This is a genomic window from uncultured Brachybacterium sp., from assembly GCF_947500705.1.
GTDB lineage: Bacteria > Actinomycetota > Actinomycetes > Actinomycetales > Dermabacteraceae > Brachybacterium.
In genome coordinates, this window is sequence record NZ_CANMSY010000014.1 from 36,466 (window position 1) to 60,517 (window position 24,052).

General features: G+C 65.8%; 31 protein-coding genes and 2 pseudogenes. 19 read left to right on the forward strand and 14 right to left on the reverse strand.

The window, feature by feature from the left end; genetic code table 11:
- The first annotated feature begins 11 nt into the window (after positions 1 to 11).
- Complete coding sequence (locus tag Q0937_RS17005; RefSeq protein ID WP_299306075.1) at positions 12 to 743, forward strand: DNA-processing protein DprA; 732 nt, start codon at positions 12 to 14, stop codon at positions 741 to 743.
- On the opposite strand, the gene Q0937_RS17010 is transcribed toward Q0937_RS17005, so the two are convergent.
- From Q0937_RS17010 to Q0937_RS17030, 6 genes are all read right to left on the reverse strand, one after another.
- Positions 654 to 1,604 carry an IS3 family transposase gene (locus tag Q0937_RS17010; RefSeq protein ID WP_299306077.1) on the reverse strand — a complete coding sequence of 317 codons (951 nt, stop codon included), beginning with the start codon at positions 1,602 to 1,604 and terminating at the stop codon, positions 654 to 656. The two genes, Q0937_RS17005 and Q0937_RS17010, sit on opposite strands and share 90 nt — an antisense overlap.
- Complete coding sequence (locus tag Q0937_RS17015; protein WP_010080477.1) at positions 1,601 to 1,918, reverse strand: helix-turn-helix domain-containing protein; 318 nt, start codon at positions 1,916 to 1,918, stop codon at positions 1,601 to 1,603. Before Q0937_RS17015 ends, Q0937_RS17010 begins: the two co-directional genes overlap by 4 nt.
- A 202-nt stretch (positions 1,919 to 2,120) precedes the next feature.
- Positions 2,121 to 2,684 (reverse strand): helix-turn-helix transcriptional regulator, encoded by a 564-nt coding sequence (locus Q0937_RS18055; RefSeq protein WP_363323245.1) that lies wholly within the window; start codon positions 2,682 to 2,684, stop codon positions 2,121 to 2,123.
- Positions 2,603 to 3,421, reverse strand: a complete 819-nt coding sequence (gene erm / locus Q0937_RS17020; RefSeq protein ID WP_299306113.1) for a 23S ribosomal RNA methyltransferase Erm — start codon at positions 3,419 to 3,421, stop codon at positions 2,603 to 2,605. Before erm ends, Q0937_RS18055 begins: the two co-directional genes overlap by 82 nt.
- A gap of 276 nt (positions 3,422 to 3,697) precedes the next feature.
- The gene (locus Q0937_RS17025) at positions 3,698 to 4,648 is read right to left on the reverse strand and encodes an IS3 family transposase (RefSeq protein WP_299306077.1); all 951 of its coding nucleotides are present in this window, start codon (positions 4,646 to 4,648) and stop codon (positions 3,698 to 3,700) included.
- Positions 4,645 to 4,962, reverse strand: a complete 318-nt coding sequence (locus Q0937_RS17030) for a helix-turn-helix domain-containing protein (RefSeq protein WP_010080477.1) — start codon at positions 4,960 to 4,962, stop codon at positions 4,645 to 4,647. The genes Q0937_RS17025 and Q0937_RS17030 overlap by 4 nt, the downstream gene beginning before the upstream one ends.
- Positions 4,963 to 5,139: 177 nt before the next feature.
- Here Q0937_RS17030 and Q0937_RS17035 point away from each other — a divergent pair, with 177 nt between their 5' ends.
- Together Q0937_RS17035 and Q0937_RS17040 are read left to right on the forward strand one after the other, a co-directional pair.
- Entirely contained in the window at positions 5,140 to 5,679 is a 540-nt protein-coding gene (locus tag Q0937_RS17035) for a thermonuclease family protein (protein WP_299306082.1), read from the forward strand.
- An 82-nt stretch (positions 5,680 to 5,761) separates the two neighbouring features.
- Complete coding sequence (locus tag Q0937_RS17040; RefSeq protein WP_299306084.1) at positions 5,762 to 6,112, forward strand: hypothetical protein; 351 nt, start codon at positions 5,762 to 5,764, stop codon at positions 6,110 to 6,112.
- Positions 6,113 to 6,177: 65 nt separating this feature from the next.
- Here Q0937_RS17040 and Q0937_RS17045 read toward each other — a convergent pair whose 3' ends face one another.
- The gene (locus tag Q0937_RS17045; protein WP_299306086.1) at positions 6,178 to 6,321 is read right to left on the reverse strand and encodes a hypothetical protein; all 144 of its coding nucleotides are present in this window, start codon (positions 6,319 to 6,321) and stop codon (positions 6,178 to 6,180) included.
- 114 nt (positions 6,322 to 6,435) lie between these two features.
- Here Q0937_RS17045 and Q0937_RS18060 point away from each other — a divergent pair.
- Both Q0937_RS18060 and Q0937_RS17050 read left to right on the forward strand, forming a co-directional pair.
- Positions 6,436 to 6,534, forward strand: a pseudogene (locus tag Q0937_RS18060) (hypothetical protein); the annotation flags it as partial.
- A gap of 56 nt (positions 6,535 to 6,590) precedes the next feature.
- Positions 6,591 to 6,980, forward strand: coding sequence for a hypothetical protein (locus Q0937_RS17050; protein ID WP_299306088.1), 390 nt, complete (start codon positions 6,591 to 6,593; stop codon positions 6,978 to 6,980).
- An 82-nt stretch (positions 6,981 to 7,062) separates the two neighbouring features.
- On the opposite strand, the gene Q0937_RS17055 is transcribed toward Q0937_RS17050, so the two are convergent.
- Positions 7,063 to 7,635 carry a TetR/AcrR family transcriptional regulator gene (locus Q0937_RS17055; RefSeq protein ID WP_299306090.1) on the reverse strand — a complete coding sequence of 191 codons (573 nt, stop codon included), beginning with the start codon at positions 7,633 to 7,635 and terminating at the stop codon, positions 7,063 to 7,065.
- A 107-nt stretch (positions 7,636 to 7,742) separates the two neighbouring features.
- Here Q0937_RS17055 and Q0937_RS17060 point away from each other — a divergent pair, with 107 nt between their 5' ends.
- The 8 genes from Q0937_RS17060 to Q0937_RS17095 all read left to right on the forward strand — a co-directional run bounded on the left by Q0937_RS17060 (position 7,743) and on the right by Q0937_RS17095 (position 11,538).
- Complete coding sequence (locus tag Q0937_RS17060) at positions 7,743 to 8,273, forward strand: hypothetical protein (RefSeq protein WP_299306092.1); 531 nt, start codon at positions 7,743 to 7,745, stop codon at positions 8,271 to 8,273.
- A complete protein-coding gene (locus tag Q0937_RS17065) occupies positions 8,270 to 8,548 on the forward strand; it encodes a hypothetical protein (protein ID WP_299306094.1) in 279 nt (92 codons plus the stop codon). The genes Q0937_RS17060 and Q0937_RS17065 overlap by 4 nt, the downstream gene beginning before the upstream one ends.
- Positions 8,549 to 8,887: 339 nt before the next feature.
- On the forward strand, positions 8,888 to 9,283 hold the full coding sequence (locus Q0937_RS17070; protein ID WP_299306096.1) for a hypothetical protein: 396 nt from the start codon (positions 8,888 to 8,890) through the stop codon (positions 9,281 to 9,283).
- A gap of 60 nt (positions 9,284 to 9,343) precedes the next feature.
- Entirely contained in the window at positions 9,344 to 9,493 is a 150-nt protein-coding gene (locus Q0937_RS17075) for a hypothetical protein (protein WP_299306098.1), read from the forward strand.
- Between the two features lie 3 nt (positions 9,494 to 9,496).
- Positions 9,497 to 9,946: a hypothetical protein gene (locus Q0937_RS17080; RefSeq protein WP_299306099.1), complete on the forward strand. Its 450-nt coding sequence runs from the start codon at positions 9,497 to 9,499 to the stop codon at positions 9,944 to 9,946.
- The gene (locus tag Q0937_RS17085; RefSeq protein ID WP_299306100.1) at positions 9,946 to 10,587 is read left to right on the forward strand and encodes a hypothetical protein; all 642 of its coding nucleotides are present in this window, start codon (positions 9,946 to 9,948) and stop codon (positions 10,585 to 10,587) included. Before Q0937_RS17080 ends, Q0937_RS17085 begins: the two co-directional genes overlap by 1 nt.
- Entirely contained in the window at positions 10,584 to 10,808 is a 225-nt protein-coding gene (locus Q0937_RS17090) for a hypothetical protein (RefSeq protein ID WP_299306101.1), read from the forward strand. Before Q0937_RS17085 ends, Q0937_RS17090 begins: the two co-directional genes overlap by 4 nt.
- Positions 10,774 to 11,538 (forward strand): IS6-like element IS6100 family transposase, encoded by a 765-nt coding sequence (locus tag Q0937_RS17095; RefSeq protein ID WP_001389365.1) that lies wholly within the window; start codon positions 10,774 to 10,776, stop codon positions 11,536 to 11,538. Before Q0937_RS17090 ends, Q0937_RS17095 begins: the two co-directional genes overlap by 35 nt.
- A 54-nt stretch (positions 11,539 to 11,592) precedes the next feature.
- Here Q0937_RS17095 and intI1 read toward each other — a convergent pair.
- Positions 11,593 to 12,348, reverse strand: a pseudogene (intI1, locus tag Q0937_RS17100) (class 1 integron integrase IntI1); the annotation flags it as partial.
- A 101-nt stretch (positions 12,349 to 12,449) separates the two neighbouring features.
- Here intI1 and sul1 point away from each other — a divergent pair.
- From sul1 to Q0937_RS17125, 5 genes are all read left to right on the forward strand, one after another.
- Entirely contained in the window at positions 12,450 to 13,301 is an 852-nt protein-coding gene (gene sul1 / locus Q0937_RS17105; protein WP_000946487.1) for a sulfonamide-resistant dihydropteroate synthase Sul1, read from the forward strand.
- A gap of 127 nt (positions 13,302 to 13,428) precedes the next feature.
- Positions 13,429 to 13,929 carry a GNAT family N-acetyltransferase gene (locus Q0937_RS17110; protein WP_000376623.1) on the forward strand — a complete coding sequence of 167 codons (501 nt, stop codon included), beginning with the start codon at positions 13,429 to 13,431 and terminating at the stop codon, positions 13,927 to 13,929.
- Between the two features lie 168 nt (positions 13,930 to 14,097).
- Complete coding sequence (locus Q0937_RS17115; protein ID WP_001389365.1) at positions 14,098 to 14,862, forward strand: IS6-like element IS6100 family transposase; 765 nt, start codon at positions 14,098 to 14,100, stop codon at positions 14,860 to 14,862.
- 41 nt (positions 14,863 to 14,903) lie between these two features.
- Complete coding sequence (locus Q0937_RS17120) at positions 14,904 to 15,128, forward strand: hypothetical protein (RefSeq protein WP_299306106.1); 225 nt, start codon at positions 14,904 to 14,906, stop codon at positions 15,126 to 15,128.
- Positions 15,125 to 15,391 carry a hypothetical protein gene (locus Q0937_RS17125; protein WP_299306108.1) on the forward strand — a complete coding sequence of 89 codons (267 nt, stop codon included), beginning with the start codon at positions 15,125 to 15,127 and terminating at the stop codon, positions 15,389 to 15,391. Before Q0937_RS17120 ends, Q0937_RS17125 begins: the two co-directional genes overlap by 4 nt.
- Positions 15,392 to 15,644: 253 nt before the next feature.
- On the opposite strand, the gene Q0937_RS17130 is transcribed toward Q0937_RS17125, so the two are convergent.
- The 4 genes from Q0937_RS17130 to Q0937_RS17145 all read right to left on the reverse strand — a co-directional run bounded on the left by Q0937_RS17130 (position 15,645) and on the right by Q0937_RS17145 (position 19,733).
- Complete coding sequence (locus Q0937_RS17130; RefSeq protein ID WP_299306110.1) at positions 15,645 to 16,445, reverse strand: aminoglycoside 3'-phosphotransferase; 801 nt, start codon at positions 16,443 to 16,445, stop codon at positions 15,645 to 15,647.
- A 264-nt stretch (positions 16,446 to 16,709) separates the two neighbouring features.
- Entirely contained in the window at positions 16,710 to 17,237 is a 528-nt protein-coding gene (locus Q0937_RS17135) for a dihydrofolate reductase (RefSeq protein ID WP_082943283.1), read from the reverse strand.
- A gap of 239 nt (positions 17,238 to 17,476) precedes the next feature.
- Positions 17,477 to 18,613 carry an IS30 family transposase gene (locus Q0937_RS17140; RefSeq protein WP_064846213.1) on the reverse strand — a complete coding sequence of 379 codons (1,137 nt, stop codon included), beginning with the start codon at positions 18,611 to 18,613 and terminating at the stop codon, positions 17,477 to 17,479.
- A gap of 319 nt (positions 18,614 to 18,932) precedes the next feature.
- Positions 18,933 to 19,733: an aminoglycoside 3'-phosphotransferase gene (locus tag Q0937_RS17145; protein WP_299306110.1), complete on the reverse strand. Its 801-nt coding sequence runs from the start codon at positions 19,731 to 19,733 to the stop codon at positions 18,933 to 18,935.
- Between the two features lie 181 nt (positions 19,734 to 19,914).
- Here Q0937_RS17145 and Q0937_RS17150 point away from each other — a divergent pair, with 181 nt between their 5' ends.
- Positions 19,915 to 20,511, forward strand: a complete 597-nt coding sequence (locus Q0937_RS17150; RefSeq protein WP_299306115.1) for a recombinase family protein — start codon at positions 19,915 to 19,917, stop codon at positions 20,509 to 20,511.
- Positions 20,512 to 20,518: 7 nt separating this feature from the next.
- Here Q0937_RS17150 and Q0937_RS17155 read toward each other — a convergent pair whose 3' ends face one another.
- The gene (locus Q0937_RS17155; protein ID WP_299306112.1) at positions 20,519 to 23,263 is read right to left on the reverse strand and encodes a DNA methyltransferase; all 2,745 of its coding nucleotides are present in this window, start codon (positions 23,261 to 23,263) and stop codon (positions 20,519 to 20,521) included.
- Positions 23,264 to 24,052 lie beyond the last annotated feature (789 nt).

Consider the following 24,052-nt stretch of genomic DNA (forward strand, 5'->3'; position numbering starts at 1 on the left):
AGGAGCACACCATGACCGACCAGACCCTCACCATCCACGGCCGCCAGGTCACCGCCCGCGGCAACCTCGACCTCCTCGTCGCCCCCGGCCGCGTCCTCATCACCGGCAGCCGCGCCAGCACCCCCTACGGCGAGACCGTCGCCCGCAGTGCCGCCGAGATGCTCAGCCAGCGCGGAGCGATCCTCATCGCCAGCACCGCCTACGGCATCGACGGCACCGCCGTCCGCGCCGCCCGCCCGGACCGCACCGTCCTCGTCCAGGCCGCAGGCCTGAACCGCCCCTACCCGCGCGGCAACGCCCACCTCGCCCACCACGTGCAGGACCAGGGCGGCCTCCTCCTCACCGTCGCCACCGACCCTGACGCCGGCCCCACCCGCTGGGACCTCCTCGACGCCGCCGCCCTCCGCGGCGCGATCGCCCACCATGCCCTGTTCGTTGAGGGCGCGCACCGCAGCACCGCCTACGGAGCTTCCCTCACCTGCCCCTCCGTCTGGGCCGTCCCCGGACCGCTCACCAGCGCCGCGAGCGCATTCCCGCTCCGTCTCCTGCGCGAGGGTGCCCGACTCTGGACCGAGGACCCCGCCGACGCCGACCTCATCGCCACCGCCAACAACACCACCCACCCCTACCGAGGCGAGCACTCCTGTCCCGCGTCAAGTAGTTGGCAGGATTTCCTTGGTTTTGAATGTCGGGGTGGTGGGGTCGGCCAGGCCCAGGTGCACCTCCTTGGGCCGGTTCCATGAGATGGCCTCGTGGGGCCGGAGCTCGTTGTACTCGATCCGGTAGTCCTCGGCCCGCTCGGCGAGCACGATCGCGTCGTCGATCTCGTCCAGGTAGAGCCGTTCGTACTTCAGCGTGCCGAAGCCGCGTTCACGGGACCCGTTCTGCCCCGGGGTCTTCACTCGGGTGCGCACGTGGTGTAGCTCGGGGTGGGCGGCGATGAAGGACTCGAAGCGGAAGGACCGGAACGGCCCGCCGTTGTCCGTCACGATGGTCACCACGGGCAACAGCTCACCGGTCTCGGGATCGACCGGGCAGGCCTCGACCAGCGGGTGACCGAACATGGCCTCGTAGTCGGCCAGGGCCAACTCGATCGCGTCGATCGCGTCGTGCTGGTTCCCGGTGGGCGAAACGTGGAAGGGGTGCTCGTACTTGGACCAGTAGTCCCGGCACCCGGCCAGCCGCCAGGTCCCTCCGGTGGTGGTCTCGAACTCGCTGAAGTCCAGCTGCCAGACTTGGTTCGGACCGGTCGGCTCGGTGGCGAACGCGGCCTTGCGCCGCTCGGCCAGCTTCCGTCGCTCCCGTGGGTACTGCGCGGGCAGAATCAGCCCCTCGTCGCGAAGGATCCGCAGCACGGTCGCCTCGGAAACCACATGCCCGTCGTGGCGGACCATCGCCCAGATCTTCCGATGCCCCCACGCCGGATGGGCCAACGCGTGCTTGACCACCAGTTCCCTGGCGGCCTGCCGTGCCGGTTGCGGCCACGGTCCCTTCACCGCCGTCCCGGTGCGGGCCTTGGCCTGCCAGCGGCGCCAGGTCCGCTCGGGCATGTCGAAGAGCTGGCAGAACCTCGCGGTCGACATGCCCGCTTCCACGCGGATCACCTCGAGGTCCTCGAAGGGCCCAGCCGGCCCTCCGCGGACTTCTTCCACACCCTGGCCTCCAGGTGTGCCTCGCCCAAGGCCTGGGTCAGCTCGGCGACCTCGGCCTCCAGCTGTTCCTCTCGGGAGGATGGTCCGGACCTGCCGGCCACCAGGGCGGTCTTGCCGGCTTCCAGGAACTCGGCCTTCCACCGTCCGATGGACTGCTCACTGACTTTCTCCTTGCGTGCCGCTTCGGCGATGGACATCTCGCCGGCCAGCACGCTCAGCACTATCCGGGTCTTCTTCTCCGCCGGAATCGAGGGTGGTCTACCCATGTCTGACTCTCCTTCAGGACCTACATAACGGCCCTGCCACTAAGTCTGACGCGCGACAAACCGAGCCAGCAACGCGATTGGAGGGACGCCGAACTGCTCCACGAACAGGCCCCCGAGCCGTGACCGCGACAGGTGTGCATCCTGTGCGAGTTCGGCCAAGGTCCACCGGTGAGCGAGATCAGCCCGCATCCGGATGACCGTGTCACGGATCTCTGTCCTGGCAGGGCCGAGGCCAGAGCGCTCTGTGGCCGTCATCGGGCAGCTCGCTTCGCTGTCCACAGCACGGGCATTTCAGGCTTGCTCGTTGGGTCGCGGTGAGTCGGTACGCGGATGGGCTGACCCCGATGATGGCGGTGAACTGTCGTGCGGCGTGGCCGCGGTTGCGCCACCCGACTCGTGTCATGGCGACACCGATCGGAAGGTCGGTTTCGACCAGGAGCTCGGCCAGCCGGTGGGCCCGAACATGAGCGAGGTACCGCATGGGCGGCATCCCGAAGCTTTGGCTGAAGGCCCTGCCCAGTTGTGACGTGGACAGGTGCACGAGGTTGGCGAGGTCACGAAGTCGCCAATCCCGTCCGGGGCCTTGAGCGAGGAGCCGTGCTGCATGGTGTGCGGCTGTCTCGGTCGGGCACACATGGCTGGGTGTGATCTCGTCAGGGCAGACTCGCCACGAGGGTTCGATGCTCATCGCCGCCGCCCTCCTGAGGACGACTGCGTGCGGCGGGGCGGTGGCGAGGAGCCCGTGGTCTTGAACAAGTCCACCCATGCCTCGACGGGCAAGTCTCTCGGCAGTCCGGCGGCTTTCACGCCGTGGCCCCTCAGCCACGCCTGTGCCGCCTGTGGCGAGCCGAGCGAGGTGTTGCGTGCGAGGATCTGGGCGAGCCCGCGTCCGGGACCGGTGTAGACGCGGTGGACCAGGGCGTGGAACTGGCGTCGCTCGGACGGAGTCAGCAGCGGGTGTTCGCGGCGGTGGATGGTGAGGATTCCACCGTCGACGCCCGGACGTGGGGTGAACGCGCGAGCGGGAACACGACTTTGCAGCGTGAACTCGTACCAGGGCGCCCATTGCGCGGTCATCATCGTGGCACCGCCAACGCCTGCTCTGCGCCGCGCAACTTCCCATTGCACGAGCACGATGGCATCGGTCCATGCCGGGGCGTGCAGGATGCGTCGCAGCATGGCTGTGGTCTGGTGAAACGGCAGGTTGCCGACGAGCACATGCGCAGACGTGGGAAGCCGGTAGGTCAGGAAGTCGTCGGCGACGACCTCCGCGTGCGGTGGGAGTCGTTGGGTCAAGCGTCGGGCGAGCCGGGTGTCGATTTCGACGGCTGTCACCGGTCGCCCGAGCTTGGCCAGCGGCGAGGTGAGTGCTCCGTCACCGGGGCCGATCTCGATGATCGGGCCCTCGGTGGTGGCCACGAGCCGTGTGATCGTGGCGATAGTGGATGGGTCAGTCAGGAAGTTCTGGCCGTGCTCATGACGGCCACCTCGATAGGTAGGCACTGTTTGCTCCGTGGTTGTTGCGGAGCCGGGCACGCTGAAAGAGCCGCCCGGCCGTGATCACCGGGGGCGGGAGCAACAACCTGTGGAGGGTGCTCGCCGCCGTTAGCGGCTGCGCAGACGCAGCGAAGCAGTGCCGTAAACCAACATGCCAACCAGAGTAGGCGACCCCACCGCCACTCGGCGACCCAATAACCCGTCCATGCGACAAAGACGCGCAGATCCGTATCACCACCGGTCAGAACCAGCTCGCAGGCCGTTGGTGCACGATGTCCCACGTCAAGTAGTTGGCAGGATTTCCTTGGTTTTGAATGTCGGGGTGGTGGGGTCGGCCAGGCCCAGGTGCACCTCCTTGGGCCGGTTCCATGAGATGGCCTCGTGGGGCCGGAGCTCGTTGTACTCGATCCGGTAGTCCTCGGCCCGCTCGGCGAGCACGATCGCGTCGTCGATCTCGTCCAGGTAGAGCCGTTCGTACTTCAGCGTGCCGAAGCCGCGTTCACGGGACCCGTTCTGCCCCGGGGTCTTCACTCGGGTGCGCACGTGGTGTAGCTCGGGGTGGGCGGCGATGAAGGACTCGAAGCGGAAGGACCGGAACGGCCCGCCGTTGTCCGTCACGATGGTCACCACGGGCAACAGCTCACCGGTCTCGGGATCGACCGGGCAGGCCTCGACCAGCGGGTGACCGAACATGGCCTCGTAGTCGGCCAGGGCCAACTCGATCGCGTCGATCGCGTCGTGCTGGTTCCCGGTGGGCGAAACGTGGAAGGGGTGCTCGTACTTGGACCAGTAGTCCCGGCACCCGGCCAGCCGCCAGGTCCCTCCGGTGGTGGTCTCGAACTCGCTGAAGTCCAGCTGCCAGACTTGGTTCGGACCGGTCGGCTCGGTGGCGAACGCGGCCTTGCGCCGCTCGGCCAGCTTCCGTCGCTCCCGTGGGTACTGCGCGGGCAGAATCAGCCCCTCGTCGCGAAGGATCCGCAGCACGGTCGCCTCGGAAACCACATGCCCGTCGTGGCGGACCATCGCCCAGATCTTCCGATGCCCCCACGCCGGATGGGCCAACGCGTGCTTGACCACCAGTTCCCTGGCGGCCTGCCGTGCCGGTTGCGGCCACGGTCCCTTCACCGCCGTCCCGGTGCGGGCCTTGGCCTGCCAGCGGCGCCAGGTCCGCTCGGGCATGTCGAAGAGCTGGCAGAACCTCGCGGTCGACATGCCCGCTTCCACGCGGATCACCTCGAGGTCCTCGAAGGGCCCAGCCGGCCCTCCGCGGACTTCTTCCACACCCTGGCCTCCAGGTGTGCCTCGCCCAAGGCCTGGGTCAGCTCGGCGACCTCGGCCTCCAGCTGTTCCTCTCGGGAGGATGGTCCGGACCTGCCGGCCACCAGGGCGGTCTTGCCGGCTTCCAGGAACTCGGCCTTCCACCGTCCGATGGACTGCTCACTGACTTTCTCCTTGCGTGCCGCTTCGGCGATGGACATCTCGCCGGCCAGCACGCTCAGCACTATCCGGGTCTTCTTCTCCGCCGGAATCGAGGGTGGTCTACCCATGTCTGACTCTCCTTCAGGACCTACATAACGGCCCTGCCACTAAGTCTGACGCGCGACACTCCGACCTCCTCAACCACCGCCATCACGCCGCATGACCACCGGGGGCGGGCGGGATCCTCCCGGATCCCGCCCGCCCCCGGCACACTCGACACGTCCCCTTCGACCAGGAGCCCTTACATGGCCACCACCCCGCTCCCGCTCCGAGCGCTTCTCACCGTCGCCGCCCTCGCAGCTCTCACAGTCGCCTGCACGCCCCGCACCCCCACCGAGCCCACGCAGGACATCACCGCCGTCGACTACGTCCTGGACGGCGACACCATCGAGGTCACCGGCGCCGCCGGCAGCAGCCAGCGCGTACGCCTCCTCGGCATCAACACCCCCGAGGTGCCGCACGACGACGAGCCTGGCCAGTGCGGGGGAGAAGCCGCCGCCGAGCAGCTGCGCACCCTGCTTCCCGAAGGCACCACCGTGCAGCTCGTCAGCGACCCCAAGGCCGACGACGAAGACCGCTACGGCCGACTCCTGCGCTACGTCGAGCTCGAGGACGGCACCGACGCCGGCGCCGCCCTCATCGCCGCCGGCTACGCCTACGCCTGGGCACCCTCGAGCGAACCCGCACCAGCGCGCACGGCAGACTACGAGGCAGCCACTGCCACGGCCCGTGACGCCGGTGCCGGCTCATGGGGCACCTGCCCCGACCTCGACCAGAGCAGGTGACCATCCATCACAGCGACAACGACATCTTTCCTCTCCGCTCGCTGGCCAGACATAAAGCACCTGTGCTCGAAAGGAACCGGACATGACCGCTGCCACCCCCTTCCACCCCCAGGCGTCCACCGCAGCCGCAGAGCACGCCGTCGCCCACATGGCCGACGTCCTCACCTTCGACGCCATCGACGTTCCCGAACCTACCGAAGCCATCCTCCGATCCCTCGAGAACATGCTCGGCAATCTGGCCAGCATCAACCGCCGTCTGGCCAGCATGTACACCACCACCAACGGCGGTGACCCCGACCTCAACGGACTCGACACCGCCACCGCCCAAGCGCTCAACGAGGTCACAGCTCACTGCGAAAGCGCCGCCGAACGACTCTCGGCCGCAGCCGACAGCGAACAGCAGATCACCCGCATTTTCGGCACTCGGTCATAAGGCGTGTCCCGGCTCGAACACAGCAGAGGGAGGGGCCGCCTCGCCAGCCGACCCCTCCCGCCCACTCACCGCCGGTGCCGTCCGCCACGACCCCGACGGCCCCGGCCCCGCTCCACCTCGAGCAGCCGCATCGCGGCCGCGCAGAGGTTGAGCATCGCCGTCACCAGTGCCACCGCCATGACCAGCGCCTCCGCGATCTCCCGATCCACCTCCTCCCCGCCGAGTGGGCGTGCCACCCTAGCGCCGGCCACCCACGCTCGACCGACCAACGCGGCGCGCCACACCCTTGACCCAAGACCGCGGCCTACGCTCGCCAGCGCGACGCCATCCGCGCCGCCCTCGCCGCCGGCATGACCCAGGTCGCCGTCGCCCGCCGCACCGGCCTCTCCCAGGGCCGCATCGCCCAGATCGCCACCACGTGACCACACACCGCAAGGTTGGTCCGGAATGATGAAGCATCACAGGAAGGGTAAGCACCATGAGCCAGCAGATCCCCCCGATGGATCGGGCGTCCGCGCGACGCTTCGGCGCGGACGCCATCAACGGCTACCGCGCACGCCGTAGCGGCCAGGGGTGCATCGCGCTCGAGGTGCTCACCGTCGTCGTCACCGCCGCGATCCTTACCCACTTCGCCACCGACCTGTCGACGCCGACGGTCATCGGCCTGGCGATCCTCGCCTTCATCGCCGGCAACATCTTGTTCCTGCTGCCGATCGTGGGGGTCCTCGCGAGCATCCTGGTCTCACTGTTCTGGGGCAAGCTCGTCTTCGACCTCCTCACCGCCTACGGCAACCTCTTCCTGGGAATCGTCGGCGGGCTCGTCGTTGGGCTGCTCTCCCTCGCAGTGCATCTCAGCTCGCGGACCTGACCAGCGAACGGGAGGGGCCGCCTTGCCCGCCCCGTCCGCGACTGGCCTCCAGCAACTAGACGACGGACCCGTCCGTACGCACCTATCCGCCGTACCTCTGTAGCTCTCGATCCAAGGCTGCCACCGCCCACTGCGGTGGCCGGCCCTCGCCCCGATTCATCAGCTGGGCGGTCAGCCCGTTCATGAAGACGTGCAGGTGGTCCAGGGTGACGACGTCGCCCCGGACACCGAGCGCGCGGAGCGCCTGTGCGCACACGTCCCGGATGGTTCCGTCGACCTCGCGCCAGGTCGGCTGCAGGGCCGGCTCCGTGAGCGCGCACGCGCTCAGGGCCAGCAGTACCGACGCCTCGAGGCGTCGGTTCGCGTCGAGCGGCAGGAGACAGGAGAGCAGGGCCCGAGCCCGCTCCGGCCCCGCCTCGAGCTCCTCGGGCAGTGCGTTGACCCGGGCGCGGATGCGCGGGGCGAGTGCCTGCAGCGCTCGCTCACGCACTACCGCCTGGGAAGGCATGGTGTACCTCATCGAGCTCACCGCCACCTCCGCCTCATCGGCGAGGGCCTTCACGGTCAGCGCAAGCACACCCTCCCGGGCGATCACTCGCCAGGCAGCCGCAATCACCTTGTCATCACGGGCGCGAATGTTCTCTGCATTGCTCACGCCCTATCGTTTCACCAGCGAGCCACGATCAGCACGCAGCAACCAACCTTGAGTGTCAGGGCTGCCTGACCTAGCCTGTCAGGAAGGCTTGACAGGAGGTTCTGGCAATGGGATGGATCATCGACGTGCCCGGCGCCGAGGTGCACGAGGGCCATGTGGCCATGCTCGGGCCGGACGGACGCGGATCTGGGGGTTCGAGCGGCGAAGGGGCTCTTTTCTCGAACCCCCGCTGGTCATGGGGTTCCGACGAGCCCGTCGACATCGTCGTGCCTTGGTCCGAGATCATCGGGTGGCGCGTTCAGTGCGAATGCGGCTGGCGCGGCACGACATGGCGGCGCGAGGATGCGCGCACCGACGACCCCACCGAAGAGGACGTCTTCCCCGAACACATGCTGCTGCCCGACGGGCGCACGCTCGAGGCTGCCGGTCACGCCGAATGGAGGGAGCACGTGCAGCCCCTCGTCGCGACCGCGGCTGTGCGCTCTGCCGCCGCAGCTGTCAGGGACGCGGAAACAGCCCTCGCCGAGGCGGTCGCTGCAGCGCGCACAGCCAATCCGCCGGCCACCTGGGAGCAGATCGGGCGCGCGGCCGGGATCAGTCGGCAGAGCGCCCATGAACGATGGGCACGGCACCGATGACCGAGGACAACCACGCCAACGCATCCCACCGCGGGCGAGCGGCGCTCCTGGCGGTCTTCGCTCTCCTGTGGCTCGGCGTGGCCATCTGGACGATGGCGAAGGGCAACCCGCTCGAGGCCGCCGGCCATTCACTCGTCGCAACCCTCGCTACCGTCGTCGCCCTACTGGTCAGCAATCCGACCCGGCCACGAACGACCCAGCGTCGGCTCTTCCTCACCGCAATGACGCTCGTCCCGATCACCCTGGGAATCTTCGTCGCCTCACTCCTCCTCTGACCCCTACCCCACCGGACCACAGGCCCCGGACCGGGCTGGAACCGGCAGCCGACCCTCGACGGTCGGGGACGCCCCTGTCGGGTACGGCTTCCCCCGTACCCCTCCTCCGCGAGAATGAAGCTGACCCTGCCGCCGAGCGGCAACCTCACGACCCCACGGTCCTTTGCATCTTCGAACTTTCCAGCACGCGCCCACCGGGTGCTGACCTCAACCACGCAGACAGCGCCCCCACCAGCCCTCGAGGGCAAGGACGCTTACGTCCGCGGCAGCCATGACCCGATTGACCGTGAAGGGGGGCTCAACTAGGCTTCGCTCGATGCAGTCCGAGGAGAAGCGCACATGACATACGAGGTCACCGTCCAGGCCGCCCGCACGCCCCAAGGGTGGGACCTCACGCTCGAGGGTGAAGATGCCCCCATCGCCCGAGTCCGCACGCTTGACAAGGCGCGCCCCGTGATCCTCGAGCAGCTCGCCGCCACCGACCCCAGCGCCGATCACTCCGGCTCCACGCTCGTCATCCTCCCCGCCGCGAGCGACCTCGGTACCGACATTCGCGCCGCCCGGACCGCCACCCTCGAAGCCGCAGCCGCCCAGGAGGCCGCCGCACGCGCCACTCGAGACCTCGTGATCCGCCTCGATGCCGCCGGCTACCGCTCCGCCGACATCGCCGGCCTCCTCGGTGTCAGCCGCTCCCGCGTCTCCCAACTCCTCCACGAGGGCCGCGCCGCGACCTGACTCGAACAGACGGTTTAGCCCCCCTTGACTCTGAGAGTTAAGGGGGGCTAATCTGCCTGCATGGACGAGATCACGAACCCCCTCACCGACGAGACCGACTTTCTCTCCGACGACCCGTGGGCGCAGGAGCTCGACCGCCAGGCCGAGCGCCGGCCCGCCGCGGCCGAGGCCGACTTCGACGACGAGCCCTACCTGGACCTGGAGGGCTGACCCGTGAGCACCGACGTCTACGCCGCGATCTTCCCGATCCATCACCCCGCCCCCGAGAGCCGGTACTACCGCGCCGCGCTCAACCAGCTCTCCAGCATCGTCCCGGACACCATCACCATCGCCGGCGAATGGACCGGCCACACCTGGACGGACCCCGCCGGCAAGCAGTGGTGGGTCATGAGCGCCCCCGCCGAGGGCCAGGACCGTGCTGACGCGCTCCCCGCCCTGCACGCCGCAGCCGAGCGCATCCACCCGGCCCTGCACACCTGGACCCAGCCGCACAGCCGCCCCAAGCCCGACCGCCTCGAGCGCCTCCGAGGCCTCCTCGCCACCGGCACCGCCGTCGAGGACGCGATCCGCGCCTGCGGCTGGGCCCGCACCCAGACCGCCGGCGCCGCCGCCCGCCGCGCAGGGAATATCACCCTCGCCCGCACCCTCGAGGAGGTCGCGTGATGGCCCTCGTCGACCGCGAGAAGATGACCGACGCGACCGGCGCCGTCCACCTCTACCGGCCGGTCCCGAACAACACCCCGGGCGTCCCGCCGGAGTACCCGCACCCCGACGCGATCCACCATGCGCGCACGTCCGGGCGAGGCCTGCACCCGTGCTTCCACCTCCGCCCCCTCGCCGAGGATCTCGCCTACTACGAGGAGCGCGGCGAGGAGCCGGACATGCCCGTCGACGGCGACCAGACCGCACGCTGGCGCGCCCTGCAGTGCTGGGACGACCAGATCGGCCGCCAGCCCGATAAGAAGAAGTTCACCGGCACTGAGCCGTGCGAGAACCCGGAGTGCCCGCACCCGAAGCCGCACTGCGCCGGCCAGTGGTTCAGCGACGACTGGCCCCGCTTCCGGGACATCGCCCACGTCCTCTACCCGGGCGGCAGGGTGCCGTGGCCGCTCGGCTACCGAGGCCCCCGCATCTACAGCGGCGGCTGGGACCAGTGGCAGCCGTTCAAGGACTACGCCCCCGAACCGGAGCCCGAGACGGCACCCGTGCCGGAGCCCGCGCCCGAGCCGGAGCGCACCCCCGAGGCTCCCGCGCAGACCCCCGTCCAGCTCGACCTCTTCGACGTCCTGGAGGCCCTCTCGTGAGCACCCCGACCCGCCCCACCGTCCTGGACTACCTCCTCCGCGCCGGCGACGCCTTCATCGAGACCCTCGAGCTGTACGGCCCGACTGTCACCACCGCCGACGAGGCCCGCGCCCAGCGCCTCACGGGCTCTGTTGCAAAAATCGTGAAGCTTGAGCATGCTTGGCGGAGATTGGACGGACGGAACGATGACGGATTTCAAGTGGCGCCATTTCCAGGGTGATGTGATCCTGTGGGCGGTGCGCTGGTATTGTCGCTATCCGATCAGCTATCGCGACCTTGAGGAAATGCTGGCGGAACGCGGCATTTCGGTCGACCATACGACGATCTATCGCTGGGTCCAGTGCTACGCCCCGGAGATGGAGAAGCGGCTGCGCTGGTTCTGGCGGCGTGGCTTTGATCCGAGCTGGCGCCTGGATGAAACCTACGTCAAGGTGCGGGGCAAGTGGACCTACCTGTACCGGGCAGTCGACAAGCGGGGCGACACGATCGATTTCTACCTGTCGCCGACCCGCAGCGCCAAGGCAGCGAAGCGGTTCCTGGGCAAGGCCCTGCGAGGCCTGAAGCACTGGGAAAAGCCTGCCACGCTCAATACCGACAAAGCGCCGAGCTATGGTGCAGCGATCACCGAATTGAAGCGCGAAGGAAAGCTGGACCGGGAGACGGCCCACCGGCAGGTGAAGTATCTCAATAACGTGATCGAGGCCGATCACGGAAAGCTCAAGATACTGATCAAGCCGGTGCGCGGTTTCAAATCGATCCCCACGGCCTATGCCACGATCAAGGGATTCGAAGTCATGCGAGCCCTGCGCAAAGGACAGGCTCGCCCCTGGTGCCTGCAGCCCGGCATCAGGGGCGAGGTGCGCCTTGTGGAGAGAGCTTTTGGCATTGGGCCCTCGGCGCTGACGGAGGCCATGGGCATGCTCAACCACCATTTCGCAGCAGCCGCCTGATCGGCGCAGAGCGACAGCCTACCTCTGACTGCCGCCAATCTTTGCAACAGAGCCCATGTGATGGCGACGCACGACACCGCTCCGTGGATCGGTCGAATGCGTGTGCTGCGCAAAAACCCAGAACCACGGCCAGGAATGCCCGGCGCGCGGATACTTCCGCTCAAGGGCGTCGGGAAGCGCAACGCCGCTGCGGCCCTCGGCCTGGTCCTTCAGCCACCATGCCCGTGCACGCGACAGCTGCTCGCGCAGGCTGGGTGCCAAGCTCTCGGGTAACATCAAGGCCCGATCCTTGGAGCCCTTGCCCTCCCGCACGATGATCGTGCCGTGATCGAAATCCAGATCCTTGACCCGCAGTTGCAAACCCTCACTGATCCGCATGCCCGTTCCATACAGAAGCTGGGCGAACAAACGATGCTCGCCTTCCAGAAAACCGAGGATGCGAACCACTTCATCCGGGGTCAGCACCACCGGCAAGCGCCGCGACGGCCGAGGTCTTCCGATCTCCTGAAGCCAGGGCAGATCCGTGCACAGCACCTTGCCGTAGAAGAACAGCAAGGCCGCCAATGCCTGACGATGCGTGGAGACCGAAACCTTGCGCTCGTTCGCCAGCCAGGACAGAAATGCCTCGACTTCGCTGCTGCCCAAGGTTGCCGGGTGACGCACACCGTGGAAACGGATGAAGGCACGAACCCAGTGGACATAAGCCTGTTCGGTTCGTAAGCTATAATGCAAGTAGCGTATGCGCTCACGCAACTGGTCCAGAACCTTGACCGAACGCAGCGGTGGTAACGGCGCAGTGGCGGTTTTCATGGCTTGTTATGACTGTTTTTTTGTACAGTCTATGCCTCGGGCATCCAAGCAGCAAGCGCGTTACGCCGTGGGTCGATGTTTGATGTTATGGAGCAGCAACGATGTTACGCAGCAGGGTGACGGTGTTCGGCATTCTGAATCTCACCGAGGACTCCTTCTTCGATGAGAGCCGGCGGCTAGACCCCGCCGGCGCTGTCACCGCGGCGATCGAAATGCTGCGAGTCGGATCAGACGTCGTGGATGTCGGACCGGCCGCCAGCCATCCGGACGCGAGGCCTGTATCGCCGGCCGATGAGATCAGACGTATTGCGCCGCTCTTAGACGCCCTGTCCGATCAGATGCACCGTGTTTCAATCGACAGCTTCCAACCGGAAACCCAGCGCTATGCGCTCAAGCGCGGCGTGGGCTACCTGAACGATATCCAAGGATTTCCTGACCCTGCGCTCTATCCCGATATTGCTGAGGCGGACTGCAGGCTGGTGGTTATGCACTCAGCGCAGCGGGATGGCATCGCCACCCGCACCGGTCACCTTCGACCCGAAGACGCGCTCGACGAGATTGTGCGGTTCTTCGAGGCGCGGGTTTCCGCCTTGCGACGGAGCGGGGTCGCTGCCGACCGGCTCATCCTCGATCCGGGGATGGGATTTTTCTTGAGCCCCGCACCGGAAACATCGCTGCACGTGCTGTCGAACCTTCAAAAGCTGAAGTCGGCGTTGGGGCTTCCGCTATTGGTCTCGGTGTCGCGGAAATCCTTCTTGGGCGCCACCGTTGGCCTTCCTGTAAAGGATCTGGGTCCAGCGAGCCTTGCGGCGGAACTTCACGCGATCGGCAATGGCGCTGACTACGTCCGCACCCACGCGCCTGGAGATCTGCGAAGCGCAATCACCTTCTCGGAAACCCTCGCGAAATTTCGCAGTCGCGACGCCAGAGACCGAGGGTTAGATCATGCCTAGCATTCACCTTCCGGCCGCCCGCTAGCGGACCCTGGTCAGGTTCCGCGAAGGTGGGCGCAGACATGCTGGGCTCGTCAGGATCAAACTGCACTATGAGGCGGCGGTTCATACCGCGCCAGGGGAGCGAATGGACAGCGAGGAGCCTCCGAACGTTCGGGTCGCCTGCTCGGGTGATATCGACGAGGTTGTGCGGCTGATGCACGACGCTGCGGCGTGGATGTCCGCCAAGGGAACGCCCGCCTGGGACGTCGCGCGGATCGACCGGACATTCGCGGAGACCTTCGTCCTGAGATCCGAGCTCCTAGTCGCGAGTTGCAGCGACGGCATCGTCGGCTGTTGCACCTTGTCGGCCGAGGATCCCGAGTTCTGGCCCGACGCCCTCAAGGGGGAGGCCGCATATCTGCACAAGCTCGCGGTGCGACGGACACATGCGGGCCGGGGTGTCAGCTCCGCGCTGATCGAGGCTTGCCGCCATGCCGCGCGAACGCAGGGGTGCGCCAAGCTGCGGCTCGACTGCCACCCGAACCTGCGTGGCCTATACGAGCGGCTCGGATTCACCCACGTCGACACTTTCAATCCCGGCTGGGATCCAACCTTCATCGCAGAACGCCTAGAACTCGAAATCTAACGTCCGTTCGGGCATCGAGGTCCATGTCGGGGTGGGACGGGCCCGTGGCTTCAAGATCACTTGCAGTCCGACCGCGATGTCTTGGTTGCGCGAGAGGTTGTCGATATGGCTCTGTTGCAAAAATCGTGAAGCTTGAGCATGCTTGGCGGAGATTGGACGGACGGAACGATGACGGATTTCAAGTGGCGCCATTTCCAGGGTGATGTGATCCTGTGGGCGGTGCGCTGGTATTGTCGCTATCCGATCAGCTATCGCGACCTTGAGGAAATGCTGGCGGAACGCGGCATTTCGGTCGACCATACGACGATCTATCGCTGGGTCCAGTGCTACGCCCCGGAGATGGAGAAGCGGCTGCGCTGGTTCTGGCGGCGTGGCTTTGATCCGAGCTGGCGCCTGGATGAAACCTACGTCAAGGTGCGGGGCAAGTGGACCTACCTGTACCGGGCAGTCGACAAGCGGGGCGACACGATCGATTTCTACCTGTCGCCGACCCGCAGCGCCAAGGCAGCGAAGCGGTTCCTGGGCAAGGCCCTGCGAGGCCTGAAGCACTGGGAAAAGCCTGCCACGCTCAATACCGACAAAGCGCCGAGCTATGGTGCAGCGATCACCGAATTGAAGCGCGAAGGAAAGCTGGACCGGGAGACGGCCCACCGGCAGGTGAAGTATCTCAATAACGTGATCGAGGCCGATCACGGAAAGCTCAAGATACTGATCAAGCCGGTGCGCGGTTTCAAATCGATCCCCACGGCCTATGCCACGATCAAGGGATTCGAAGTCATGCGAGCCCTGCGCAAAGGACAGGCTCGCCCCTGGTGCCTGCAGCCCGGCATCAGGGGCGAGGTGCGCCTTGTGGAGAGAGCTTTTGGCATTGGGCCCTCGGCGCTGACGGAGGCCATGGGCATGCTCAACCACCATTTCGCAGCAGCCGCCTGATCGGCGCAGAGCGACAGCCTACCTCTGACTGCCGCCAATCTTTGCAACAGAGCCGCCTCACGGACTACGCCGACCGCTGCGCCCGCCGCGCCGCCCAGACCGCCGGCCGCGACCCCGCCCTCCTCGAGGGTGCCGTCGAGGTCCGAGACATGGCCTCCCGCACTCAGATCCTCCTCAACGCCATCCACCACACCCACGCGACCGCCGTACTGTCTGGCCGCTCTGGAAGGATGGCCGCACGGCTCAACCAGGGAGCAGAACGATGACCATTCAAGACATGGTTGATGAAATGAACGAACGTGGGACGTTCTGGTGGATGGTCCACACGCTGAACCGCCTACCCATCCCCGACTGGCTGTTCCTGGTCATGATGATCGTCGCGGCCCTGACCCTCGTTGTCGGGCTACTCAAGGTGCTCGACGTCATGGAGGAGCAGCGCGACCAGGACTTCAAGGCCCGAGCCGCGCGCCTCGGATACATGAAAGCGGACGGACGTGCCTCGGGCTCCAACGAGGACACTGCACCGTAAACGGTCGTTTGTGGCACAGCACCGCTGTCATGGTGGGGTATACCTCCGAGTGCAGATCTGTCACGAAACTGCCGATTCGGACCTTGCGTGACGGGGAATCCTACGGTGCCGTAGCTGTCACGCAGGGTGGTGCTCAATGTGGCAGATGTGTCTGGTTGAGGTGCCACGAACTCGTGCAACAGCCCACGCGTGCACCGCTCACGCCGTACTCGATGACGGCGACTCCGGGCGAGCAGCGCGGGTATTTGAAAGGTCAGTCCCAGGTCAGAGGGTCGAGGTGGAGGTGAAACTCGAGTCGATCTGTGTCGATCGGATGCCCGTACCGGGCGAGAAGGGCTTCTGCCAGGGCGTCGGCGTGTTCGGGCCAGGTGTCTTGGGCGTTCGCGAGCAGGAGCGAGAGGTCTGCGTGTCGGTCAGCGAGCCCGAGACGTCCAAGGTCAACGAATCCGACGACTTCTAGGGTCTCGGGGTCAACCATGATGTTTGGCAGGCACAGGTCTCCATGGCAGACCACGCGATCTGCCAGCTCCTGGTCGAGGCGTAGCGGAAGTTGACGGGATAGATCGTCGAGCAGCTCACGGGGGGTGCTGGTGAGCTGTTCGGGCCGTAGGAAGTCGCGGTTGACCGCATCGCGGGAGACCACGTCGCGGGCCAGAGAGAACATCTGGTCTACGCCCCGGTCAAATGGGCAGTCGGCCGGGTCGGTCTGGTGCATCATGCGGACGGCGTCGATGATGTTGAGCCAGACTGAGCGCGCTCGCTTAGCGTCGACGCGGTGCGCGGAAATGCCCGTGACGGCACTGGTGACCAGTCGCGCTCCGGACCCGTCAGTCTGCCAGGACCGGACCGCTGGCCCAGGAATGCCGTTCGCGCTGGCCCACTCGCAACGATCCCGCTCAGCCATGAGCTCAGCTACTCGACCACGAGCAACCAGCTTGGCGTACTGGAGGCCGTCTGCTCGAGCGAACACCCGGGCATGAGACTCGCCGGCGCCAACCTCTTTCCAGCTGTCGCTGCCAAAGGACTCAAGATCGTCAGCGGGAACCGAGTTCATGCTCGCACCCTATCGACCGTCGGTAGTGACCGAGTGGGACAACCTTGTCGCATAGGTGCTAGAAGGCGATCGTCCCGATGGGGTATATCCAGTGCGACAGATGTGTCGCAAAAGTGCGCACTCGGGTCCTATTGGGAACCGTAAACGACGGTCCGGTAACTGTCCTGCTGTGGTGCCCCAGATTGGTACCTACCTCGCGACGGCGCGAGTGACTCCTTCCCGCGCATCAGTCCCTACTGCCACAACTAGAGCTACGGGATTAGCTCATTCTTTTCCAAAATCCCTGACATAGGTTTCGTGCCGAACCATCACGGTACCGTGCTTATGGTTGGAAGTGCGCTCTAGTCGATAGGTGGACGGAATGGGGTCGAGGAATGTGTCGCACCCATAGTGTCCTGGAATATTGCTTATTAGCAATGTATCCGGGAGGGCGGCAGCGAGTGCCTGGGAATAGATTTCCGCACCACCAAACACGAAGATCGACTCGACGTCTGACATCTCTCCGCACACCCTCAGTGCTTCATCGACGGAGGTGGCAACACCAACTGGCTCCCCAATGCTCCGAGAAGTAATTACGAGGCTGTGGCGGCCTGGGAGGGGGCGCCGGTGAGGGGGTAGGGACTCATATGTCTTTCGCCCCATAATGAGCGCATTGATCATGTCCGGAGAAGATGTTCTAAGCGTGCGCTGCGCTGTGTATTTAGCCTCCCCTGGGATCTTCCAGGGCATTGAACCTCTTAGGCCGATGCCACGATCGTTATCGATCGCGGCGATCAGGATTACTGGCTTCATGTGACGAGCATACCGTCTGGTTCCCGTTCGTCTCCTTCAAATCCATCCTACTCGGGACCAGACGCTTCCAGAAGTGTGCGGTGCATGGGCGCTGGGAGCTTGCTCGCATGGTGTCGGAGGAGGAGTGGACGCCCGAGGTGATCGCGCAAGCAGAAGCGCATCGCGATTCCAACGTCATCTGATTCGGCAGCTGCAAGTTCACGCCGCTGAGAGGTCGATCGTCGACCGAGTCTCGGGTGTCAGGCGATGAGGACATCGCGGAGTCGGTCCTGGCTGGTGTCCCATCCGAGAACGTAGCGCGGGCGTGTGTTGATCTTCTCTGCGATCCGGTCGAGGTCGACCTGGGTGTACCGAGACAAGTCTGCTTGTTTTGGAAGGTACTGGCGCAGGAGCCGGTTAGTGTTCTCGTTCGAGCCCCGTTGCCAGGGTGAGCGGGGGTCGCAGAAGTAAACCTGGATGCCGAGCTCATGGGCGATTCGCTCGTGCTCGGACATCTCTCTTCCGCGGTCCCAGGTGAGCGACCGCAAGAGCCACGGCGGAAGATTCTGAAGGTTCCGGATCAGAGCGTCGCGTACGTCCGGGCCTTTGATCCCCGGTAGCTTCACTAAGCGAACTGCACGGGTGGAGCGCTCGACAAGCGTCGCTACGGCGCTGGGCCGGCGGCCCATCACGAGGTCACCTTCCCAGTGTCCGACCTCGTCACGTGTCTCAATGCGTGTCGGGCGATCATGGATCGAGACCATGTTCCGCAAGCGACCGCGTCCGTGTCCGGTGCGGCGCGACTGGCGCGACGTGCGGAGTCGACGGCCGGAGCGCAGGTGGACGCTCATCTCGGAGGGTAGGGCCGGGCAGGTGGCGGTGTAGAGGGTCCGATAGATCGCCTCGTGAGAGATCTGCATCGTCGGGTCGTCAGAGAAGTCCCGTCGTAGCCAGGCCGCGATTTGTTCCGGCGACCAGTCCTCATGCAGTTTCTGCTTCACGGCGGTGCGCAGCTCATCGTTCGCATCGAGCTTGCTGAGTTTGGGGCGTTGCGCGAGCTGCCAAGCGCGCTCATCTGCCTTGGCAGCCCTGTACTGGTCACGGCCGCCGTTCCGGGAGATCTCCCGCGAGATCGAGGAGTCTGACCGTCCGAGTCGAGCAGCGATCGTTCGAGCGGAATCACCGGCCGCGATTCCCCGGGAAATCTCCTCCCTCTGCGCCAGTGACAACCGCAGAGCAGCGCGACGGCGCGGTGCTGGGCGGATCCCACCAGAGTTTGCCAGGCGTCTCCGTACCGCTTCGCGGCTGCAGCGCACCGTTCTGGCAATCACGCGCATCGGCTCGCCCGCTCGCCATCTCTCCCACACGGCATCTTGCTCTTCCATGCTCAATGCCATCCCAACCGTCTCCTTCCGTCCAAGCGCATACTGCCATCACGGGTGATGCCTTGATCGGTTGAGACTGCCGTCGTTTGTGGCACAGCACCGCTGTCATGGTGGGGTATACCTCCGAGTGCAGATCTGTCACGAAACTGCCGATTCGGACCTTGCGTGACGGGGAATCCTACGGTGCCGTAGCTGTCACGCAGGGTGGTGCTCAATGTGGCAGATGTGTCTGGTTGAGGTGCCACGAACTCGTGCAACAGCCCACGCGTGCACCGCTCACGCCGTACTCGATGACGGCGACTCCGGGCGAGCAGCGCGGGTATTTGAAAGGTCAGTCCCAGGTCAGAGGGTCGAGGTGGAGGTGAAACTCGAGTCGATCTGTGTCGATCGGATGCCCGTACCGGGCGAGAAGGGCTTCTGCCAGGGCGTCGGCGTGTTCGGGCCAGGTGTCTTGGGCGTTCGCGAGCAGGAGCGAGAGGTCTGCGTGTCGGTCAGCGAGCCCGAGACGTCCAAGGTCAACGAATCCGACGACTTCTAGGGTCTCGGGGTCAACCATGATGTTTGGCAGGCACAGGTCTCCATGGCAGACCACGCGATCTGCCAGCTCCTGGTCGAGGCGTAGCGGAAGTTGACGGGATAGATCGTCGAGCAGCTCACGGGGGGTGCTGGTGAGCTGTTCGGGCCGTAGGAAGTCGCGGTTGACCGCATCGCGGGAGACCACGTCGCGGGCCAGAGAGAACATCTGGTCTACGCCCCGGTCAAATGGGCAGTCGGCCGGGTCGGTCTGGTGCATCATGCGGACGGCGTCGATGATGTTGAGCCAGACTGAGCGCGCTCGCTTAGCGTCGACGCGGTGCGCGGAAATGCCCGTGACGGCACTGGTGACCAGTCGCGCTCCGGACCCGTCAGTCTGCCAGGACCGGACCGCTGGCCCAGGAATGCCGTTCGCGCTGGCCCACTCGCAACGATCCCGCTCAGCCATGAGCTCAGCTACTCGACCACGAGCAACCAGCTTGGCGTACTGGAGGCCGTCTGCTCGAGCGAACACCCGGGCATGAGACTCGCCGGCGCCAACCTCTTTCCAGCTGTCGCTGCCAAAGGACTCAAGATCGTCAGCGGGAACCGAGTTCATGCTCGCACCCTATCGACCGTCGGTAGTGACCGAGTGGGACAACCTTGTCGCATAGGTGCTAGAAGGCGATCGTCCCGATGGGGTATACCCAAACACGACAGGTGCCGGCGAGCTGCCTCAGCCGTGTCAGTAGGGCCGATCTGGCATCAATGCGACACTTCTGGTCTAGGGTCTAGGCATGATGGAACACTCCGGGCAGCGCGTCGCCTACGTTCGCGTCTCCACTCTTGATCAGAACCCGGCCCGGCAGCTCGAGGCGGTGGGGGAGTGCGATCGCATCTTCACCGACCACGAGCGGGGAACTCGCGAGAGGCTGGCTAGCCGCGTACAGCTCGAGGAGCTGATCCAGTACGTGCGCGAGGGGGACCATGTTGTGGTCGCATCGATGGATCGCCTCGCCCGCTCAGTCATCGATCTCAACGAGGTCACGCAGCGCATCGTTGCCAAAGGCGTCGGCGTCGAGTTCATCAAGGAGCGACTGACTTTCCTGGCCGGCGCCGAAGCCGATCCGTTTGCGCAGTTTCAGATGAACCTCATGGGTAGCTTCGCCCAGTTTGAACGCGAGATGATCCGCCAACGCCAGGCCGAAGGGATCGCCGCCGCGAAGAAGCGAGGGGTCTACAAGGGGCGAGCCCGGGTGCACGGTGACGAACAGGTTAGAGAGATGCGGGCGCAAGCCGCGCAGGGCATCCCCAAAGCGCGAATCGCGCGTGAGTGGGGAGTCAGCCGTTCGACGCTGTATCGGTATCTGGAGGAGCAACCGCCCCTTCCGCTGTAGAGGTTCCTTAGTTCGAGGTCATCTCGGCGAAACGCTCGAACAGGATCTGCTGGCGCTGCTGCTCGGACGTGCATCTCCGCCGGGCACCGAAAGCTTTGTCGACGGCGGCGTCGAGCGAGTCATGTGCCTTCACTAGGTCGGCGTCCATCGTGAGTGGTGCGTAGTGCTCCGCGAGCGATCGCTGGCCGTGTCGGCTACGCGCCTCGAGGACGGCTTTCCCCCCGCTGATGATGCGGTCGCGTTGCTGCTCGGTCAGCTGGGGGAGAGGGAGGTTGTTCCAGACCACGGTGGCGGAGAATCGGAGGTCGGACTTGATCCTGCCTCCGGCTGCGCGTTGCCATGCGAGGAACATCGAGCTGCTGATGATGCTGAAGAGGAGCCCGGAGGGGTCCTCTGCGGTGAAGTTCGCATCGCCGGCGATCACTTCGGGTTCGAAGTGTGCCACGGTCGCGTAGCGGCGAGTCTCCGAGAAGTGCCGGGGGATGCAGACATAGGGGACCGCTGGTTGCCGGCGCTCACCGAAGAGTGCCGGGGTGCTCGCGAGCTTGCTCGTTGCTGCCCGGCGGGAGGCACTGCGGTAGTCCCGAACGGCCTCAATCCGCGCGCGCAGCAGCACGGAGCGTTGTAGATCCCGAGGCTCCAGCTCCTCGAGCCAAAGGCACCATCGCGGGGCGTTATGAAGCAGTTCGCGGGCTCCCACGAACCGCCGCAAATACTTGGTGGCAGTCAGGTCGGCTTCGACCTCGGCGACTTCCGCCTTGCTCACGAGGAGGTGACCTCCGTCGTTGGGCATTGAACCGAACTGCACTGCGGGCAGTTCGGCGCTCAGAGGCTTTGACCGCCGGGTGACCGCGGTGTGCGGTCCGTCGACCAAGTACCCGTTCAGCGTGGAAACGCTGATCTCGGAGGCCTCTCCCTTTACGTCGACGTAGTTGAAGAGCCGGGGTGCTGGCCTCGTCTCGCGATCAAACCCGATGATGGTGCAATGCACAGCCGCAGCGCCGGGCGCTTCACTGGTCCAGGCGAAGGTGCGATGAGCGAAGCGGATCCGCCAGCCAGCCTCGAAGATCGGGCCAAACAGCGCCGCTACGGGCTCCCCCTGGGTGATTGAGTTGGTGGAGACGAACGCGAATCTCCCAGCGATGGTTCCGAAGTAGTCGAGGGCCTTGCCGTACCAACCGGTGACGTAGTCCAGGTATCCGATGTCTTGGCGTTGCCAGACCTCACGCAGTTCCTGCGTCTGTTCAGGAGACCGTGTGTAATGCCCTAGGAACGGCGGATTGCCCATCACGATGACGTTCGGCGTGGGTGCAACGATGTCCCGCCAGTCGGTGCGGAGCGCGTTCCCCACGGTGATCCGGGCCGAGTCCTCCAGAGGGAGCATCGGAACGGCGTAGCCGAGGGTAAGGTTCACGGCCTGGTTCGCCTGGTGCTCGACGAGGAACATCGCGGTGCGGGCGATGGTGGCCGGCCACTCCTCGAGCTCGATCCCGTAGAACTGGGAGAGCTTCACGTGCACGCGGGACTCAGCGTCGAGGGAGAGCTGTGTCCGAGAGGGGTCGAGCTGCTGGAGCCGTTCGTGGATGCGGAGCTCGAGAGCGCGCAGCTCCCGGTAGGCGATGATCAGGAAGTTCCCGCACCCGCAGGCAGGGTCGAAGAACGACAGTGACCCGAGATGGTCGAGCAGCTTCTCGAGCTCGCGCTTCTTCGCGTGCGCCTTCGTGAATCGCTCCTCGAGCTCGTCGAGGAAGAGCGGCCGGATGACCTTGAGGATGTTGGTCTCGGTGGTGTAGTGCTCGCCCAGTTCGCGGCGTGCCTTCTTGGACTTCACGGCCTGGAACAGGGAGCCGAAGATCGCGGGGGAGATGCTGGACCAGTTGAAGTAGGCCGCCTGCAGCAGCAGCTCGCGCGAGGCGCGGTCGAAGTAAGGGATGTCCACGGCTTCACCGAAGACGGACCCGTTGACGTAGGGGAACGCCATGATCAGGTCATCCTGGCGCCCATAGCGCTTCTCCTCAGGCTTGTTCAGGGCCTGGTAGAGCGTGGTGAGCTGGGCACCGAGGTCGGAGCCGTCTTCGCTGGTGCGCTCCTCGATGTAGCGGGAGAACAGGTCGCGCTCCCAGAGGCCGGAGTCGTCGGCGTACAGGCAGAACAGGGTGCGGATCAGGAAGATCGAGGCCTGGTGTTCGTCGTAGCCGGTGGACTCGAGGTGCTCGTACAGCTTCGCCATCAGGTGCGCTGCCGTGATCGACGCGGTCTCCTGCTCGGCCGACCCGAACTTCGCGCGTCGGTAGCCGGCCAGGAACATCAGATCCTCGACGTGCGCCGGCAACTCCTCGAGCCCGAACTCGAGCAGCCCGTCCTCGCCGGCATCGGCGGTGAGGTCCAGCAGCCGGAAGTTGCGGAAGTCGCTGGTGATCACGAAATCCGGGCTCTCGTGCTCGGTCAGCGACTCGATGTAGTCCAGCGCCTGGGCCTCGGCCTTGGCCAGATCTGCACCTGCGGACTTCATCTCGATCAGCGCGGTCCCGGAGATCAGCGCGTCGATGTACCCCTGGCCGCCAGTCGAGGCGCGCTGTGCACGCTTCTCGTACACCGCCGCGGTCGAACGGGTGATCCCGAAGACCCGCAGCAGATCGCGCACGAACGACTGCGCCTCGCCACGCTCATACCCCTCCGCATCGCGCCATTGCGCCACGAAAGCTCCTGCTCGGGAGCGGATATCGGGCAGTACGAGAGGCTTCTTGGTCATGGATGCATCATCCCAGGCGAAACCCCTGACCGGACCACGGTTCGGGCGGTCGCTGGTAGGTGCGATGCTGCTGGAACGATCGGGCGACCAGTGGGGTACGGCGGGCGCGCGCCCAGCCCCTTTCGCTAGCGGGCGCGGCGCGCCATGTCGACGCGGTCACGGGCGCTATTCAGTATGTCCGAGACCGTGTCGTGCCCGGGTGCATCCCGGCTGCTCGCACCCCTCTCCGATGTCCGACCCTGTCCCTAACCTCCCAGGCATGGTGATCGGGGAGGAGCTCACGGAGCTCGAGGGGAAGAAGTTGATCCCACCGCTGGTGCGGACCGTTGACGGATGGGCCGAGCCCCGGCCTGGTCCGTGTGGCTGCGGGAGCGACCGGATGCTGGTCGGCTGGACGGCCTGCTCCTGCCGGAACGACACCGTCGCACCGGGGCACCGCACCTGGGAGTGCATCACCTGTGGTCAGCGCGTCGCGCTGGGATGCCGGGGCAGTGATGACCCGGGCCCGATGGAGGCGTACGGATGCGGCTCGGGTGGGCGAGGTGCCGGCCGGCGATCACCGTGATCCCATCTCGGTTCCGCTGGGGGTGCTGGATCGGGGGATCTTGACGCACTGGTGGGGGAGGAGCACACCCGGCTCGCTGCGCTCGGCCGGCGGTCCCCGACAAGATGCCGACGCGCTGCGCTTATTTCGCCGGAATCTTCTCGGATGCTCACCGGCTGCCCGGGCTCTCGCCTACGGCTCGACCCTTCGGGGTGCACCACCCCCACCAGCGCATCCCCCGCTCC